The following is a 15,691-nucleotide window of genomic DNA, read 5'->3' on the forward strand; positions in this document are numbered from 1 at the left end:
ATCGATACGACCAAGCGCTTAAGCCCCGAGCACCTCAGAAAAGCTCGACCGCTCGCAGCGTATCTACAGGAGGCCGCGCCACGTTGTTGCTTACCAACGAAGGTCTCGCTGCCCCGCCAAGGCCTGCGGCCCAAGCCATTGGGCGCCACGCAACAATGGCGTCAACTGCGCTTCAGGCTGCAGCTGGAACACCACCTGCGCCTGGCGTCCTGGCAGGTCGGCATCCACGGCCAGTTGATGTTGCCCTTGCTGCGCCAACTGCCCGCGCAGGTGCCAGCCACTGCGGCAATCCATTTCCAGCCAGCCGTGCCCAAGGCCTAGGGACCACGGGTCGCTCAGGGCAAGGTCGGTTACGATCACGCGGCCTTCACTGGCCTGGCATTGGCGCCCTGTCCCCTGCATCCTCAACACACCCTGCCACTGGCCGGCCAGGCGGTAATCCGTCGAGACCGTCGCCAAAGGCCCCTTGGCTGATGCCTCCAGCCGCCAACGCCAGGGCCAGCCTTCTGCACGCAACTGCCAGGCCTGCCCCTGGAACCCCACTTGCGCATTCGCCTGCAAGCGCCAGGGCTGCAGCGTCCAGCGCAAAGGCCCGACCGGCCCCCATTGTTGTGCCTGCCCTTGCCAGAGGCTTCCACCGACATCGCGTACCGGCAGGCCGAACGCACGCACCACCCAATTGGCCGGAAGCTCGATAAACAGCGTGAGCACGAATACCAGTAACACCCAGGCCATTGCTGCACTGCGGCTCATGGCTGCACCACCAGATCAAATCGCAAAGCCTTGCCCTGCTGCTCCAGCCCCCATTGCAACGGCAGTGCGCCTTCTGCACGCAGGCTCTGCACCCAGCCTTGCAGCATGCGCTCATCGGCCACCTGCCCGCGCAGTTGCCAGGCCTTGCCTTGCGTATCGACTTCGGTCAGTTCGACCCCACGGGCCTGGGCCGACTGACGTAGCCGCTCCAGGTTCAAACCAGGCCCGCCTTGCAGGCTGGCCGCCTGTTCGGCCAGCACACGCCACTGGCCAAGCACGCGCCATTGCGCAACGCCTTCGCGCAGGGCCAGGAAGGCCAGCAACAGGGCGATCAGTCCCCAGGCGAACGTGAAGCGATGACGCTGTAGCCAGTCCCGGTTCATGAGGCTGCTCCCAGGTCGAAGATCACTTGGCCTTCTTGAACCTGCACTGTGGCGCCAGCGGCAGCCGCCATATCACGCCATGGCGGCGCACTGCCCTCGCCCTCCAGGCGCAGGTGCCAACGCTGACCATCGAAGCGCACCGCTTGCAGGCGCAAGCCGGGGTTGGCACGCAGCCAGGTCTGCAAGCGAGCCTGCAGGTCGTCTAGCTGACGTGTACGCAGTTGCTGCTGCAGTACGCTCTCGCGCAGGCGCTTGAGGGCCTGTGCCGCGTGCCGAGGGCTGGCCTGCTCGCCGGTCACGGCAACGACCTGGTTGCGCCAGAGTTGCGCCTGACGCCATTGCTGACTCACCCACAGGCCACCCCAAACGGTGGCCAGCACCAGGCAAGCTGCCAGCAGCCGCTGCTGCTGGCGGGAGGCCGCCGGCAACGAACGCACCTTGCGGGCGCGGTCGAACAGGCCGGGCAATGTGTCGAGCGGCGCAAATACGGTTGGCCAACTGCCGCTCAGCGACGTCTTGTGCAGCCCTGCCCACGGTGGCTGCGGCACGCCACCCAAGGCATCAGGCCACGCCAGCCAGTGCTCCTGTCCGTCTTCGGCCAAGCCTTTGTAGAAGGACAGCCCGGGGGTGCGTTGCCATTGCCAGGCGCATCCTGGCTCGGGCGAAGGCAGCAGCTGCAGCTCCGCCCAGCAACGCACCGTCTGCAAGCCCCATTCGGCACATTGGCCACGCCAGTCATCCAACTGCTGACGCGCCACTACCAGCAGACGAAGGTAGCCGGGTTCACGGGCCAGGCAGGCACAGGCCACCTCATGCGGGGCCTGCAGCAAGCGATCCTCAAGCAGCAAAGGCCACTCTTCGCGCTTGAGCCCGGGCGGGGCCGGCACGCGAAAATGGCTGCACGCCTCGGCAGGCAGGACCAGCGCAACATGGGCCTGCGGGTTGGCCGGTGGCTCGCCCTGCCCCTGGCTTTGCAAAATACCGTCCTGGACCAGCGCCCAATGCCAGACAGCACCCGGGCGCAGCAGCAGCCACACCTGGGCCGGCGCACGCCGCCGCCATTCAAGTTTCATGAGCGCCCCCATGGAAGGGCGAAGGTGCAGACATAGGGGGCTCCATCACGCAGCAGTTCCAGACGCACACCACGGCCTGGGTGCACCGGTTGGTCAGAAGGCCAGGCCAGCCAGCGGCCGCCCTGGTAGTACAGAACGTTCATGGCGCTGACCTGGTCGAGTCGTTCGCGCTGTACCCAGCGCGGGGCGACGGCGGCGTACAAGTCCGCCGAGCTTTCCAGCAGCAGGCGTTGCTCCCGGGCCTCGAACCGCAGGCGCTGGCGTTGCAGGCGCGAGCCACCTTCGGCTGCCGGCAGGCCGGTGCTGGCGACCCACAGCAACTGGTTGCTGGCGGGCTGCCAGTCCAGCCAACGGCTGGCCAGCGGCAGACGCTGGTCGTAGACACGGCGCAGCACCGGGCTGTCGAAGCGCCGCTCCAGGGCCAGGCAAAAGTCCAGCACCGAGGTTTGCCGAATGGTGTCCTGCAAGCGTTCGCGCACCTTCAGCCAGCCGTTGACCAGGGCGGCCAGCATGATGCCGAGCACGGCCGTCAGGGCCAGCGCGACCATCAGTTCGATCAGGGTCAGACCTGCCTGGCGGTGTTTCATGGGCGCTCCAGAAACACGGTGTACTGGCCCAGTGGCAGGCGCTGATCGCGGTCAGCGAACAATTGCAGTTCGCCACGGCGCAGGTCTCGCACGCCAGTGCGGCGCAGTTGCAGTTGCCAGTGACACCGTTGGCCACCTTGGCCGAGCTCGCCGGCTACCTGGTTTTCGGCAGGCCAGTACTGCTCGACGGCAAAGCGGGCTTGCAGCTCACGCGCGCACAGCAGGCCAAGGCGGTACTGTTGCAGGTTGTCCTGAACGGCCAGCCGCTGGCGCAGCACCTGGCTGGTGATCACCGCCAGCACGGCAGCGATTGCCAGGGCTACGGTCACCTCCAGCAGAGTGAAACCACGCTGTGCTTGCTTCATGGCACGACCCACATGCCATCGGTGCGGCTCCAGGCCCATTGCTGACTGCCATCGGCCCAGCGCCAGCGCACGCTACCCGCCTGCGCCCAGCCATGCGGCGTGAACAGCACGCGCGGTTGCGGGCTGGCGGGCCAGTCCGGGTGCAGGCCCTTGGGCCAGTCGCCGAGCGGGACCGCTTCGACCACCCAGGCATTGCCCTCGCGGCGGACGAACTCCGGGCGCTGGCCATTCCAGCGCAACCCGCGCAGTTGCCCCGCATGCCGGGCCAGCGCGGCCTGGCCGCGGACCTCGACCGCCAGCCGTTGCAGGGCCTGCTCGACACTGGCCTGGCCGTTGCCAAGGCCGGCCACCGCCAGCCCGGTCATCAGCCCGGCAATGGCCAGTACCACCAACAGTTCGATCAGGCTGAAGCCGCGCTGATGACGCACCGTTACAGCGCCCAGTTACCCAGGTCGGCATCCTGGCCTTCGCCGCCCGGCAGGCCATCGGCACCCAGCGAGTACACATCGACCCGGCCATGCTCGCCGGGCATGCGGTACTGGTACGGGGTGCCCCACGGGTCCTCCGGCAGGCGACGTACGTAGCCATCACTGCGCCAGGCCCGAGGCACTGGCTCCTGAGCCGGCTTTTTCACCAGCGCGGCCAGGCCCTGTTCGCTGCTGGGGAAGCGCAGGTTGTCCAGCCGGTACATGTCCAGCGCCTGCTCCAGGGTGGCCAGGTCGGCCATCACCTTCTGCTTCATGGCCTTGTCCTGGTTGCCCAGCACGCTGGGCGCCACCACGGCGATCAGCAGGCCGATGATGAAGATCACCACCATGATCTCCATGAGGGTGAAGCCGCGTTGGCGGTTACGTCGATGCTGCATGGCAATACTCCTTGTCGTCACAATTGCAGGCCCTGGTTGAGTTGCATGATCGGCAGCAGCACCGCCAGCACGATGAACAGCACCACGGCGCCCATCACCAGGATCATCAGGGGTTCGAACAGCGCCATGGCGGTATCGACCTGGCGGGCAAAGCCGCGCTCCTGGTCGTCGGCCACGCGCTCGAGCATGTCCGCCAGGGTGCCGCTGGCCTCGCCGCTGCCGACCATGTTCACCAGCAGCGGCGGGAATTGCTGGCTGGCATCCAGCGCACGGTGCAGGCTGGTGCCGCCCTGCACGTGTTGGCGCACCTGCTCCATGGCCAGGCGGATACGCCGGTTGCCGATGGTTTCGGTGGCCACTTGCAAGGCTTCGAGCAGGGCCACGCCACTGCCAGTGAGAATCGCCAGGCTGCGCGCCAGGCGCGCGCTCTCCAGCACCTGCAGCAGGCTGCCAATACGCGGCAGGCGCAGCAGCAGCTGGTCGCGACGCAGGCACCAGTGCGGTTTGCGCAGCAGCCAGCCAGCCAGCCCCCCGAGCAACAGCGCCCCCCCTAACAACCAGGGCCCGGCGTGCACCAGCCCCTGGCTCAGGCCGATCAGCAACGAGGTGATCAGCGGCAGGCTTTGCCCGGCGTGGGCGAATTGCTCGGTGAGTTTGGGCACGACGAACGTCATCAGGCCAATCACCACTGCCAGCGACACACCCATCAGCACAGCGGGGTATATCAGCGCTGTGCGGGCCTTGTGTTGCTGGCGTTGCACCTGCTCCAGGTGGTCGGCCAAGCGGGTCAGCACCTGGGCCAGGTGCCCGGAACGTTCGCCGGCCTCGACCAGCGCGCAGTACAGGCCAGTAAACGGTGCGCCCTGCCGGGCCAGGCTGCGGGCCAGGCCCAGGCCTTCGGCCAGTGAGCCGCGCAAGGCCACCAGCACACTGTGCAAGGCGGGTTGACGCAGTTGCCGTTCAAGGGTGGCAAGGGCATCGACCAAGGGAATGCCGGCCCCGGTCAAGGTGGCCAGCTGACGGGTCAGCTCACACAACTGGGCGCGGCTCAAGCGCTGGCGTCGGGGTTGTCGGCTGCCGGCTTCATGGCGCTGCAACTGGCGGGCGAACAGGCCCTGCTCGCGCAGCAGCTGGCGGGCGTGGCGTTCACTGTCAGCCTGCAGGCTGGCCTTGTGCGATTTGCCGGCGAGGTCAACGGCCTGGTAGCGATAGGTCGGCATGCCTTAGCCCTGCACCACGCGCAGCACTTCAGCCAGGCTGGTCTCACCGCGGGCCAGGCAATCGCTGGCCATCGCCACCAGGCTCTGACGCCGATCAGCCAGGTAATCCTGCATGGCCAGCTCGCTGGCGCCGTCGTACAACAGGCCGATGAGCCCGGCGTCCAGCTCGATGAATTCGTACAGCCCCAGTCGGCCGATATAACCGCTGCCCTGGCACTGCTCGCAACCCACGGCGTGATAAGTGCTGCCCAACGCCGCAAGCTCAGGCCACAGCTCGCGCTCGGCAGCCTGTAGCGGGTGCGCCACGGCACAGCTGCACAAACGCCGCACCAGGCGCTGGGCCAGGACGCCGCGCAGGCACGAGGCGATCAGGAACGGCTCGATGCCCATGTCGCGCAGGCGGGTCACTGCGCCTACCGCGCTGTTGGTGTGCAAGGTCGACAGCACCAGGTGGCCGGTGAGGCTGGCCTGCACGGCGATCTGCGCAGTCTCCTGATCGCGGATTTCGCCGAGCATGATCACGTCAGGGTCCTGACGCAGGATGGCGCGCAGGCCACTGGCAAATGTCAGCCCGGCACGCGGGTTGATGGCGGTTTGGCCAATGCCGGCGATGGCGTACTCCACCGGGTCCTCGACGGTGAGGATGTTGCGGCTGCCGTCGTTGAGGCTGTTCAGGCTGGCGTACAGGGTCGTGGTCTTGCCCGAACCGGTCGGCCCGGTGGACAACACGATGCCGTTGGGCCGCGCCAGGCAACTGCGCAGGCCCTGCAATACCGCTGTCGGCATGCCCAGGTTATCCAGCGCCAGCAGGCTGGCCTGCTTGTCGAGCACGCGCATCACCACCCGCTCGCCGTGAATGCCGGGCAAGGTCGAGACCCGTACGTCCACTTCGCGCCCCGCCGCGCGCAAGGTGATGCGGCCGTCCTGGGGCTGACGCTTTTCAGCAATGTCCAGGCGGGCCATGACCTTGATCCGTGATACCAGCATGGCCGACAACGCACGTGGAGGGCGCAGCACCTCACGCAGGTGGCCATCGACCCGCAAACGCACCACCAGGCTCTGCTCGAAGGTCTCGATATGGATGTCCGAGGCGCGCAGCCGCAGCGCCTGGCCGAACAGGCCGTTGATCAGGCGGATCACCGGGGCTTCGTCGTCGCTTTCAAGCAGGTCTTCGATGCGCGGCATCTCGCTCATCAGGCTATCCAGGTCGACCTGGTCGCCAATGCCTTCGATCAGCGCTTCGGTGGCGGCATCGCCGGCCTGGTACAGCTGGCCAAGGCGCTCGTCGAACAGCGCAGGCTCCAGGTATTCGAGCAGGCTTGGCTGGCCATGCACACGCAGCAACTCCTGCAACTGGGCATTGTCGGCGTCGGACCGCAGCCATAGCTGCCAGCCCTGCTCTGCCGGGGCCATGGCCACTCCGCTCTGCCGTGCCTGGCGATAGGGCAGCATCACCAGTCACCGCCTTCCAGGCGTGCGCGGCTGGCGGGGAATACCTGCAACAGCCGCGTGCCCTCTGCAAGGTCCGGCAATTGCAGCGGTGTGGTCTGCTGCAGGGTGCGGTACTTGTCTTCACTGAGGCCCGCCAGGCTCGGGCCGTCGCGCAGAATGCGCGGGCGGATGAACACCATCAGGTTCTGCTTGGCGTTCCTGGTGGCATCGGAGCGGAACAACCGGCCAAGATAAGGAATGTCGCCGAGCAGCGGCACACGCTGGTTGCTGGTACTCAACTCGTCGCTGATCAGGCCGCCAAGTATCACCAGGCCGTTGTCCTCGACCATGACCTTGGTCTTGATCTCGCGCTTGTTGGTGATCACGTCGCTGGCCGAACTGGTGTCGGCAATCGACGACACCTCCTGAACGATGTCCAGGCGCACGCTGTTGTCGATATTGATCTGCGGCTTGATGCGCAGCTTCACCCCGACTTCCTTGCGCTCGATGGTCTGGTACGGGTTGGCGTTGTTCTGCGTCACGGAGCCGGTGACGAAGGGCACTTCCTGGCCAACCAGGATCGATGCCTCGGCGTTGTCCAGGGTCAGCAAGGTGGGCGTGGACAGCAGGTTGAAGCCGCTCTTGCCCTTCAGCGCGTTGATCAGCATGGCGAAGTTGAAGCCCCCGCCGAAATGGCCAATGCCCGCCGTGGCACCGGTGGTGGTGGACAACAGGTCACCCAGGGCCTCGCTGTCGCCACTCGCGGCGGCCCCGGCAATGCTGGCGATATTCACCCCGTTACTGCCGAAGTTGACGATACCGGCACCGAACTTCTCGTCGGCGAACAGCCACTGCACGCCCAGCTCCTGGGCGCTGCTGTCGGACACCTCGGCGATGATCGCTTCGACCACCACCTGGGCACGGCGAATGTCCAGTTGCTCGACAATGGCCCGGTACGCTGCCAGCTCGCTGTCGGGGCCGACCATGACCACGGCATTGGTCCCTTCTTCGTATTCCAGGCGGATACCCGGGCCACCGGAGGCTGGCATCACCGGCCGGTCCTTGCCCTCTGCCTCGCCCGCGCCTTCAGCCGGCACCGCCCCTTCCTGGCTGAGCCCTCGCAGCACCTTGACCACTTCACCAGCATTGGCATGGCGCAGGTAGATCACCTGGGTGCTGCCGTTGCCCGGTGCCTCTTGAGGGCGGTCGAGCTGGCGCAGCAGGCTGGCGATGCGTTCGAGGTTGCTGCGCCAGTCAGTCACCACCAACTGGTGCGCCGCCGGGTACGGTGTAATCACTCCAACCCGCGGGTCGATCAGCGGTTTGAGGATGCCCAGTACCTGTTCGCTGGCGGCGTTGCGCACGCTGAATACGCGGGTGGCCACGCTGTCGCTGCCCTCGCCCTGCTGCCCGCCCGCCTCTACCGGCACCGGCTCCAGGCGCGCGGCCTGGTCGGGTACGATTTTCACGCTGCCATTGGGCAGGTCGACGGTGGCATAGCCCTGGGCACGCAGTTGGGCCAGGAAGATGTCGTAGATGGCGTCGGCGTCGTGCAGGTCGACAGTGCGCACGGTGACCTTGCCCTTGACCCGGGGGTCGACGATGAAGGTGGTGCCGGTGATACGCGACACGCTGTCGATGAACTCACCGAGTTCGGTATCAACGAAGTTCACTTCGTACATCGGCGTACCGTTGTCATCGAACACCGGCTCTTGGGCATAGGCCATGGACAAGGCCAGGCTCAGCGCAGCCGCCATGCAGTATCTAACAGGCATCGTTCATCCTTGCCGCTTGAAGCCGGTCACGGCGGGGCGTGGCGGCCAGGGCAGGCGCTCACGCCGCCCCTGGTTGTTGAAAATCAGGCCATCGCTGTCGATGTCCTGCAGCACGATCCCTGGCGCCAGGCGCTGACCGCGGGCCAGGGTGCGCACTTGCTCGCCGTAGCGCAGCACCACCACACTGGCGGCCAATGGCTGGGCCTTGAGGCCGCCGAGGTATTGCAGCGGCAGACGGGTAATGGTGATGGCGCCGTCGTCGGGCGGCGCCTGCCAGTGACCGACCATCAGCCCGGGCAGCGGGCTGTCGGCCACCGCAGGCGCCGTGGCCGGGTGTGGCTGCCGGCTCAACTGCAGCACACACTGCGCAGACAGCCAGCCGGCCAGGGTCAGGCCAGCGCCGGTGAGCAGGCGCGAGGTGAGCATCACGAGGCCAACTGCCGTGGGTGCCAGCCTGGGTGCCCCTGCACGTAACGCACTTCGGGCAGTTGCAGCGGCGCCAGTTGCCAGTTGTCAGGCTGACGGGCCAGCCAGGCTTCGACCCGCTGCCACAGTGGCTCGCCGGCCTGGCTTTCGAATTGCAGGCCAAAGGTGCGGCACAGGCCCTGCACCGGCTCCAGCCCCGTGATGCGCTTGCCTTGTGGGCTGTAGCTGACGCTCCAGGCCTGGCCCTGCCAGCGCGGCAGGTCCTGGCTGTTGTCCAGCAGCAGCGGGTCACCGAACAATTGTTCAGCGGCGTTTTCCAGCACTTGTTCGACCTGCCTGGCCGGTGCCTCGACCACTGGCGCCGGGTAGCCACCGGTAAGGCTGATCAGGTGTTCGCGGGTAATGGGCGCCCCTGCTGCCAGCGGGTAGTCATAACGCAGGCCCGGCAGCAACACGGGCATGCTGCTATCGTCGGCCAAGGCTTGATGCAGCAGGCGGTCCCAGCTGCCGCCACGGGTATCGCGGCGCCACAAGGCCTGGGGCGCGCGGGCCAGCGGCTGGTCGAGCCAGGCCGCATGGCCGGCCCGTTGCTGGTGCAGTTGCGCCTGCAGTGGCGCGACACGCAGCTGCGCGGCAGGCGCCAGTTGCTGTTCAAAGGCCGGGAAAAAACGCCCGTCGAACTGCCACTGGCCGGCCACACGCTGGCAGCGCAGGCGGAAGGCACCGCTGCCCCGGCAGCCGGCAAACAGCACCGGTACGCGGCGACCGCTGGCCTGGGTGACCTCGACCGGCGCGGGCCACAGGTCCTGACCACGGGCGCACAAAAGCACGTCGATTTGCGGCACCCGTTCAGCCAGCCACAGGCCGGGGCCCGTGCCTGCATCGGCCATGGCCACCACCAGGTCAGCCTCGTGCCGGGCTTGTTCGAATACCGGCAGCAGAGACTGGTACCACTGTTTAAGTGAGGCTTTCTGATCCTGGGCGTACGGGTCGGTCACGCCGACCACTGCGATACGGGCACCGCCGCGCTCGAAAACGTGCAGGGCTTGCACACCCAGTGCCTGGCGTTGTGCGTCAGCCAGCCCGGCGCCGAGGGTAATGGCGCTGGCCTGGCGATACAGGCCCGTGCTGCGTTGTGGCCACAGCACACGCTCATCGCTGCTGACCCGCGCTTCGATGCCCAGCAGTTGGCTGCCTTGCACACCACTTTCGCCCTGGGTCAGGTACGCCAGGCCACTGCCATTCCAGCCTTGGCCGTTCTCCAGGGTCAGGCTGTTGCCCGCACCGGCCTCGCCACGCAGTTGTTCCAGCAACGCCGCGAGCACCGCATAACCGCCCAGTTGCGCTGTCGTTGCCTGGCTGGCATCCAGCAGCGGCGCCAGTTGCGGGTAGGCGATACTGGCACTGCGGCCAGTCATCCAGGGCGCGCGGCCCAAATGGCTGACCGGCCCCAACCGGGTAGCCGGTACCACCGCCTGGCCAGGCTGGCGGGCATCGAGGGTATCGGCGACGTACAGCAAGTCGAGCTGGGCGTTGCCGCCCTGCTGCCCTGGGAAGGCTGTGCAGGCGCCGAGCAGCGGTGCCAAGGCACCGATACCCATCCAGCCGATCACTTCGCGCCTGTGCACACTGCTCGCCATCGCATCCGCCATCCTTATCCACGTCCATTCAGGGACCCGGATGTTGCGGCGTTGGCATTACAGTTTGATGGCAGAAATCCGACAGCAATTCCAATTTGATCTGTAGACCACAAATCTAAGAACTGGCAGTTTTAAAAGCTCGTTAACATTTCTGCCAAGGAATCATCACACTTGCGCCTTAAAGTCGCGGTTTCCTCCCACTCAGCCAACACAAGGACACCCTGATGAGTCGAGATACCGGCGACAACCTGGACCGGAACCAAAGCGGCAACCTGCCGATGGCCAACGTCATGGACGCCTACCTGAGCCGCCGCAGCGTCATGCGCGGCAGCCTGGGCGCCGCCATCGCCATGATCGCCGGTACCGGCCTGACAGGCTGCTTCGACGGTGGTGGTTCCGATCACGATGATCCGGTCACCGAGCCCCCGGTGACCGAACCGCCAGTCACCGAGCCGGAAGTGCCGAAACTGGCACTGGGCTTCCAGTCCATCCCAGGCTCGCGCACCGACGCCTGTGTGGTCGCCACCGGCTATAGCGCCTACGTGCTGGCGCCCTGGGGGACGCCACTGAACAGCAACGGCAACCCGTGGAAGTCCGACGGCAGCAACACCTCGACCGACCAGGCCAACGCCATGGGCATGCACCACGACGGCATGCACTTCTTCCCCATCAACGGCAGCTCGGAAGACGGCCTGCTGGCAATCAATTTCGAGTACATCGACACTGCCGCCCTGCACCCGGCCGGCCCCACTACCGATGTCAACGGCAAGCGCCCGGTTGAAGAAGTGCGCAAGGAAATCAACGCTCACGGTGCTGGCGTTGTACGCCTGCAGAAGATCAACGGCCGTTGGCAAGTGGTCGACAACGACCCGCTGAACCGTCGCTTCACCACGGCTTCACGCATGGAGATCACCGGCCCGCTGCGTGGCACCGACCACGTCAAGACCAAATACTCCACTGCTGGCACCCACTGCCGTGGCACCAACAACAACTGCGGCAACGGCTATACCCCGTGGGGCACCTACCTGACCTGCGAAGAGAACTGGCCGGGCATCTTCGTCAACAAGGGCACCCGCCCCGAGGACCAGCGCCGCATTGGCGTGGGCACCTCCAGCGGCCAGTACAAGTGGGAAACCGCTGCCGGTGACGCCAGCGAAGTGGACGACGAATTCGCCCGCTTCGACGTTACCGTCAAAGGGGCCAGCGCCACGGACGACTACCGCAACGAAGCCAGCACCTACGGTTACATCGTCGAGATCGATCCGTACAACAACAGCACCCTGGCCACCAAACGCACTGCGCTGGGCCGCTTCCGCCACGAGGGCTGCGCCCCCGGCCTGCCCGTCGCCGGCAAGCCGCTGGTGTGGTACATGGGTGACGACTCGAACAACGAGTACCTGTACAAGTGGGTGTCCACCGCCGTGTGGGACGCCGCTGATGCCAACCCGGCCGACCGCCTGGCCACCGGCGCCAAGTACCTCGACCAAGGCAAACTCTACGTGGCCCGCTTCAATGCCGACGGCACCGGCGTATGGCTGCTGCTGGACGTGGCCACCGCCACCACCGGCGGCAGCACCCTGGGCGCGCTGTATGGTGACCTGCCGGGCATCATCCTCAACACCCGTGGTGCTGGCGATGCCGTGGGCGCAACGCCGATGGACCGTCCGGAATGGACGACAGTCAACCCGCTGAACGGCGATGTGTACCTGACCCTGACCAACAACAGTGCACGCACCCCGGAAAAGGTCGATGCAGCGAACCCACGCGGCCCGAACCGACACGGCCACATCATTCGCTGGCACGACAGCGACGACCAACTGAGCTTTACCTGGGACATCTTCGTGTTCGGCGCCAACGCTGCCGGCACCGCCGACATCAACCGCTCCGGCCTGACCGAACTGAACCAGTTCGCCAGCCCCGACGGCATGAGCTTCGATAGCCGCGGCGTGCTGTGGTTCGAGACCGACAACGGCGAAACCACCTTGACCGACTACACCAACGACCAGTTGCTGGCGGTGATCCCTACCGACCTGGTGGATGCCAGCGGCAAGCAGGTGCCGGTGAACGCACAGAACCAGGTGGACCTGCGGCGCTTCTTTGTCGGGCCAAATGGTTGCGAGGTGACCGGTATTACCTTTACCCCGGACAACAAGACGCTGTTCGTCAACATTCAACACCCGGACAACTGGCCGTATACCGACAAGGCGACCGATGCGACGCCGGCTGGGGCTACCGTGCGGCCGCGGGCTTCGACGGTGGTGATCCAGCGTATTGATGGTGGGGAGATCGGGACCGTTTGATCCCGTGCCGGTCAGCCAACGTTTGCTGGCTGTACCGGCCTCTTCGCGGGCAAGCCCNGTTTCAGAACCAGCGTAGGGGCGGGCTTGCCCGCTTAGAGGTCAGTGAACGTTACCAGGCTATTGGCTCCCGGCTACGCACCCGCACTTGCTGCGCGGGCACCCGGGCATGCCATTGCACCACCCCCAGCGCCTCCACCTGGAACTCGCTGCGCATCACCCGCCCCTCTTCCTCGAACGACAGCTGCAACAGAAAATGCCCGCTGTTGAGCAGCAGCCCTTCGCTCAACCGTTCGAACGTTTCGTCATCCACCGCCCCAAGCGCCTGACGCAGTGCAGCCGCGTCCACATACCCCGACGCCGGCCTGCCGCTGACAATGCGGCTGAGCAACGAACGCGAGTAACGCCCTTCATACAGCGCCTCCAGCAGGGGCAGATGCTCCAACCCCAGCGCGTTGGCGTTGAGCCGCCAACCCGTGGTCTGGGGCAAGGCGCACAGCATCGGGTAACGCGCCTGGCGGCTGGCGTCCGGCTCCAGCAACAGGTTCAGCTCGCTGGTGTCGAGCATCGGCTGGTCAGCCGCCAGCCGTGGCGGTTGCTGACGCAGGTACTGGGCGCTCTCGGCGCCCTGCAGGCGGGCATCACTGTCGGCATCGAGCCAGTCGGCCAAAGCATCGACCAGGCGTTCGGCCGCCATGTCATTGCCCAGCAAGTAACGCAACTGGCGCTCGGCGCGTTCGCCATCGGCACCCAGCAACGCATTGACGTTGAAGCAGGTGTGCTGGTCGCGTACCCGCAACTGCGCCTGGCCAGCGCCAAAATCGTAGTTAAGCGGCTGCCCGCGCAAGGCTTGCCAGAACAGCGGACTGAGCCTCCAGGCAGGGTCCCGCAGGGCCTGCCCGGCATAGGCCAGGCCGGCCTGCTCCATGGCCCGCACCTGCACTCGCTGGTGCAGCAGGCGCACTTCGTCGACCTGACGCCGGCCATCTTCCACCAGCCAGGCCATGCCCGCCGCCAGCATTGCCAGCACCACCATCACCATCAACAGGGCCGCACCCTGCTGTTGCCTTCCACCCATCGGTGTGTGCCTCGCTCGCGGAATAAAAACGCCAGTCAACACGCGGGGTGTTTCAGGTAGATGGCAGTGCCCGTTCGTCATGTGCTCGTCATCTAGGCAAGGCAGGATTGCCCTTCCTTTTCATGACCTTACAGGAGTGGTCGCTATGGGTGGCATTGGAATCTGGCAACTGGTGATCGTACTGCTGATCGTGTTCTTGCTCTTTGGTACCAAGCGCCTGAAGGGCCTGGGTAGCGATGTGGGCGAGGCGATCCAGGGTTTTCGCAAGTCCATGGGTGGTGACAATGACGCCAACGCCGCTGACCAGGCGCACGTGCAGCAACAGTGCCCGCTGAACGGCCAAGTTGCCCAGCAATCTCAAGCGGACCGCCAGGCCTGATGTTCGAGGTCGGCTTCAGCGAGTTGCTGCTGATCGGCGTCGTCGCGCTGTTGGTGCTGGGCCCCGAGCGCCTGCCGGTGGCAGCCCGTACCCTCGGCCGCGGCCTGGGCCAGGCGCGCCGGGCCATGCACGCATTGCGCACGCAGGTGGAGCGCGAAATCGAGATGCCCAACCTCGACCAGGCACCTCTGCAACGCCTGGAACAGGAGATCCGCCAGGGCATCAGCCTGAACGCGGAACCGGCCAATGATGCGGCCACGGCCGTGCTGCCCAAGGAAAATGCTTCATGAGTATTGCCATGGACCCTGCCGCGAACATGCCCCTGACCGAACACCTGCGCGACCTGCGCAAACGCCTGGTGCGTTGCCTGGCGCTGGTGGCATTGGTGTTCGCCGGCCTGTTCCCCTTTGCCCAGACGCTGTACACGCTCATATCCGAGCCGCTACGGCGCTTTTTGCCGGAAGGCGCGAGCATGATCGCCACCAGCGTCACCTCGCCCTTTCTGGCACCGTTCAAGCTGACCGCGATGTGCGCCCTGTTCCTGGCCATGCCGCTGCTGCTGCATCAGGCCTGGGGCTTTCTGGCGCCGGGGCTGTACCGCCGTGAACGGCGCATTGCCCTGCCGCTGCTGGTATCGAGCATCGTTTTGTTCTATGCCGGCATGGCGTTCGCGTTCTTTCTGGTGTTCCCGATGATGTTCGGTTTCTTTGCCAGCGTGACGCCGGACGGCGTGGCGATGATGACCGATATCAGCCAGTACCTGGACTTTATCCTGGCGCTGTTTCTGGCCTTCGGGCTGGCGTTCGAGATCCCGGTGGCGACGTTCATCGTGGTCTGGGCAGGGTTGGCCGATGTGGCCACATTGCGGCGCAGCAGGCCCTACGTGGTCGTCGGGTGCTTTGTGGTGGGGATGATCCTGACACCGCCGGATGTGTTTTCGCAGACGATGCTGGCAGTGCCGATGTGGGTGCTGTTCGAGGTGGGGTTGCTGGCTTGTGGAATGTTGAAGCGGCCGGAGCCAGGCAAGGAGATTGTGGCTGGATTGTAGGGCCCTTTCGNATGTCCCTGTGGGAGCGGGCGTGCCCGCGAATAGCCGTGATGCGTTCTAGAACTCGGCGAGCCGCCAGACTTCATAGGCTGGCGTCTCGTACGGGTGGCTCTGCTTGAGCGCAGCGACGACCTGCACAATCAGCTCGTCAGCCACCACCAGCTCCACCTTCCACTCTTCCACCACCTCGACCTGGCCGGTTTGCCCGAGGAACGGCTGGCTGCCGTCCAACGGGCGGAACTGGCCCTGGCCAAGGGTTTGCCAGGCGCAGTGCTCATAGTCACCGATGCGCCCGCCGCCAGCAGCGAACACAGCGGCCTTGACCACTTCGACATGGCTGGCGGGGACGAAGAAGGCGAGCTTGTACACGC

Annotated in this window: 18 protein-coding genes; 4 read left to right on the forward strand and 14 right to left on the reverse strand. The window is 65.9% G+C overall.

Annotation, left to right across the window (positions count from 1 at the left end; genetic code table 11):
• Window positions 1-90 precede the first annotated feature (90 nt).
• Genes ACTJJN_RS22070 through ACTJJN_RS22125 form a run of 12 tightly spaced genes read right to left on the reverse strand, consistent with a single transcriptional unit; the run spans window position 91 to window position 10,518 of the window.
• Complete coding sequence (locus tag ACTJJN_RS22070) at window positions 91-753, reverse strand: hypothetical protein (protein ID WP_003254991.1); 663 nt, start codon at window positions 751-753, stop codon at window positions 91-93.
• Window positions 750-1,136 carry a type II secretion system protein GspM gene (gene gspM / locus ACTJJN_RS22075; RefSeq protein WP_014859960.1) on the reverse strand — a complete coding sequence of 129 codons (387 nt, stop codon included), beginning with the start codon at window positions 1,134-1,136 and terminating at the stop codon, window positions 750-752. Before gspM ends, ACTJJN_RS22070 begins: the two co-directional genes overlap by 4 nt.
• Window positions 1,133-2,209, reverse strand: a complete 1,077-nt coding sequence (locus ACTJJN_RS22080) for a type II secretion system protein GspL (protein WP_012051377.1) — start codon at window positions 2,207-2,209, stop codon at window positions 1,133-1,135. Before ACTJJN_RS22080 ends, gspM begins: the two co-directional genes overlap by 4 nt.
• Window positions 2,206-2,796, reverse strand: a complete 591-nt coding sequence (locus ACTJJN_RS22085) for a type II secretion system protein (RefSeq protein ID WP_012051376.1) — start codon at window positions 2,794-2,796, stop codon at window positions 2,206-2,208. Before ACTJJN_RS22085 ends, ACTJJN_RS22080 begins: the two co-directional genes overlap by 4 nt.
• Window positions 2,793-3,161, reverse strand: a complete 369-nt coding sequence (locus ACTJJN_RS22090) for a type II secretion system protein GspI (protein WP_440781611.1) — start codon at window positions 3,159-3,161, stop codon at window positions 2,793-2,795. The genes ACTJJN_RS22085 and ACTJJN_RS22090 overlap by 4 nt, the downstream gene beginning before the upstream one ends.
• Entirely contained in the window at window positions 3,158-3,589 is a 432-nt protein-coding gene (gene gspH, locus ACTJJN_RS22095) for a type II secretion system minor pseudopilin GspH (protein WP_003254996.1), read from the reverse strand. The genes ACTJJN_RS22090 and gspH overlap by 4 nt, the downstream gene beginning before the upstream one ends.
• A gap of 2 nt (window positions 3,590-3,591) precedes the next feature.
• A complete protein-coding gene (gspG, locus tag ACTJJN_RS22100) occupies window positions 3,592-4,026 on the reverse strand; it encodes a type II secretion system major pseudopilin GspG (RefSeq protein ID WP_004575677.1) in 435 nt (144 codons plus the stop codon).
• Between the two features lie 17 nt (window positions 4,027-4,043).
• Window positions 4,044-5,246 carry a type II secretion system inner membrane protein GspF gene (gene gspF / locus ACTJJN_RS22105; RefSeq protein WP_012051375.1) on the reverse strand — a complete coding sequence of 401 codons (1,203 nt, stop codon included), beginning with the start codon at window positions 5,244-5,246 and terminating at the stop codon, window positions 4,044-4,046.
• Window positions 5,247-5,249: 3 nt separating this feature from the next.
• On the reverse strand, window positions 5,250-6,698 hold the full coding sequence (locus ACTJJN_RS22110; protein WP_440781613.1) for a GspE/PulE family protein: 1,449 nt from the start codon (window positions 6,696-6,698) through the stop codon (window positions 5,250-5,252).
• Window positions 6,698-8,434, reverse strand: a complete 1,737-nt coding sequence (gene gspD, locus ACTJJN_RS22115) for a type II secretion system secretin GspD (RefSeq protein WP_440781614.1) — start codon at window positions 8,432-8,434, stop codon at window positions 6,698-6,700. The genes ACTJJN_RS22110 and gspD overlap by 1 nt, the downstream gene beginning before the upstream one ends.
• A gap of 21 nt (window positions 8,435-8,455) precedes the next feature.
• Window positions 8,456-8,878: a pilus assembly protein PilZ gene (locus ACTJJN_RS22120; protein WP_049588493.1), complete on the reverse strand. Its 423-nt coding sequence runs from the start codon at window positions 8,876-8,878 to the stop codon at window positions 8,456-8,458.
• Window positions 8,878-10,518 (reverse strand): lipoprotein UxpA, encoded by a 1,641-nt coding sequence (locus ACTJJN_RS22125; protein ID WP_033726021.1) that lies wholly within the window; start codon window positions 10,516-10,518, stop codon window positions 8,878-8,880. Before ACTJJN_RS22125 ends, ACTJJN_RS22120 begins: the two co-directional genes overlap by 1 nt.
• Before the next feature lie 224 nt (window positions 10,519-10,742).
• On the opposite strand from ACTJJN_RS22125, the gene ACTJJN_RS22130 reads away from it, so the two are divergent.
• Window positions 10,743-12,818, forward strand: a complete 2,076-nt coding sequence (locus ACTJJN_RS22130; protein ID WP_088512957.1) for a PhoX family protein — start codon at window positions 10,743-10,745, stop codon at window positions 12,816-12,818.
• 109 nt (window positions 12,819-12,927) lie between these two features.
• On the opposite strand, the gene gspK is transcribed toward ACTJJN_RS22130, so the two are convergent.
• The gene (gspK, locus tag ACTJJN_RS22135) at window positions 12,928-13,893 is read right to left on the reverse strand and encodes a type II secretion system minor pseudopilin GspK (RefSeq protein ID WP_003255010.1); all 966 of its coding nucleotides are present in this window, start codon (window positions 13,891-13,893) and stop codon (window positions 12,928-12,930) included.
• Between the two features lie 145 nt (window positions 13,894-14,038).
• Between gspK and tatA the strand changes: the two genes are divergently transcribed.
• From tatA to tatC, 3 genes are read left to right on the forward strand one after another with little or no spacing between them, the layout of a single operon-like run.
• Entirely contained in the window at window positions 14,039-14,272 is a 234-nt protein-coding gene (tatA, locus tag ACTJJN_RS22140) for a twin-arginine translocase TatA/TatE family subunit (protein ID WP_012051370.1), read from the forward strand.
• Window positions 14,272-14,562, forward strand: coding sequence for a Sec-independent protein translocase protein TatB (gene tatB / locus ACTJJN_RS22145; protein WP_003255013.1), 291 nt, complete (start codon window positions 14,272-14,274; stop codon window positions 14,560-14,562). Before tatA ends, tatB begins: the two co-directional genes overlap by 1 nt.
• Complete coding sequence (tatC, locus tag ACTJJN_RS22150; protein WP_012051369.1) at window positions 14,559-15,320, forward strand: twin-arginine translocase subunit TatC; 762 nt, start codon at window positions 14,559-14,561, stop codon at window positions 15,318-15,320. The genes tatB and tatC overlap by 4 nt, the downstream gene beginning before the upstream one ends.
• 57 nt (window positions 15,321-15,377) lie before the next feature.
• Here the strand turns inward: tatC and ACTJJN_RS22155 are convergent, their stop codons facing one another.
• Window positions 15,378-15,689, reverse strand: a complete 312-nt coding sequence (locus tag ACTJJN_RS22155; RefSeq protein WP_012051368.1) for an NIF3 1 — start codon at window positions 15,687-15,689, stop codon at window positions 15,378-15,380.
• Window positions 15,690-15,691 lie beyond the last annotated feature (2 nt).

The sequence above is a fragment of the Pseudomonas sp. 22515 genome, from assembly GCF_052044625.1.
GTDB classification, from domain to species: domain Bacteria; phylum Pseudomonadota; class Gammaproteobacteria; order Pseudomonadales; family Pseudomonadaceae; genus Aquipseudomonas; species Aquipseudomonas alloputida.

What these genes read in the sequence shown, in the direction of transcription:
- ACTJJN_RS22070 (WP_003254991.1), bottom strand. Translation starts at nt 753, where the DNA reads ATGAGCCGCAGTGCAGCAATGGCCTGGGTGTTACTGGTATTCGTGCTC.
- gspM (WP_014859960.1), bottom strand. Translation starts at nt 1,136, where the DNA reads ATGAACCGGGACTGGCTACAGCGTCATCGCTTCACGTTCGCCTGGGGA.
- ACTJJN_RS22080 (WP_012051377.1), bottom strand. Translation starts at nt 2,209, where the DNA reads ATGAAACTTGAATGGCGGCGGCGTGCGCCGGCCCAGGTGTGGCTGCTG.
- ACTJJN_RS22085 (WP_012051376.1), bottom strand. Translation starts at nt 2,796, where the DNA reads ATGAAACACCGCCAGGCAGGTCTGACCCTGATCGAACTGATGGTCGCG.
- ACTJJN_RS22090 (WP_440781611.1), bottom strand. Translation starts at nt 3,161, where the DNA reads ATGAAGCAAGCACAGCGTGGTTTCACTCTGCTGGAGGTGACCGTAGCC.
- gspG (WP_004575677.1), bottom strand. Translation starts at nt 4,026, where the DNA reads ATGCAGCATCGACGTAACCGCCAACGCGGCTTCACCCTCATGGAGATC.
- gspF (WP_012051375.1), bottom strand. Translation starts at nt 5,246, where the DNA reads ATGCCGACCTATCGCTACCAGGCCGTTGACCTCGCCGGCAAATCGCAC.
- ACTJJN_RS22110 (WP_440781613.1), bottom strand. Translation starts at nt 6,698, where the DNA reads ATGCTGCCCTATCGCCAGGCACGGCAGAGCGGAGTGGCCATGGCCCCG.
- gspD (WP_440781614.1), bottom strand. Translation starts at nt 8,434, where the DNA reads ATGGCGGCTGCGCTGAGCCTGGCCTTGTCCATGGCCTATGCCCAAGAG.
- ACTJJN_RS22120 (WP_049588493.1), bottom strand. Translation starts at nt 8,878, where the DNA reads ATGCTCACCTCGCGCCTGCTCACCGGCGCTGGCCTGACCCTGGCCGGC.
- ACTJJN_RS22125 (WP_033726021.1), bottom strand. Translation starts at nt 10,518, where the DNA reads ATGGCGAGCAGTGTGCACAGGCGCGAAGTGATCGGCTGGATGGGTATC.
- ACTJJN_RS22130 (WP_088512957.1), top strand. Translation starts at nt 10,743, where the DNA reads ATGAGTCGAGATACCGGCGACAACCTGGACCGGAACCAAAGCGGCAAC.
- gspK (WP_003255010.1), bottom strand. Translation starts at nt 13,893, where the DNA reads ATGGGTGGAAGGCAACAGCAGGGTGCGGCCCTGTTGATGGTGATGGTG.
- tatA (WP_012051370.1), top strand. Translation starts at nt 14,039, where the DNA reads ATGGGTGGCATTGGAATCTGGCAACTGGTGATCGTACTGCTGATCGTG.
- tatB (WP_003255013.1), top strand. Translation starts at nt 14,272, where the DNA reads ATGTTCGAGGTCGGCTTCAGCGAGTTGCTGCTGATCGGCGTCGTCGCG.
- tatC (WP_012051369.1), top strand. Translation starts at nt 14,559, where the DNA reads ATGAGTATTGCCATGGACCCTGCCGCGAACATGCCCCTGACCGAACAC.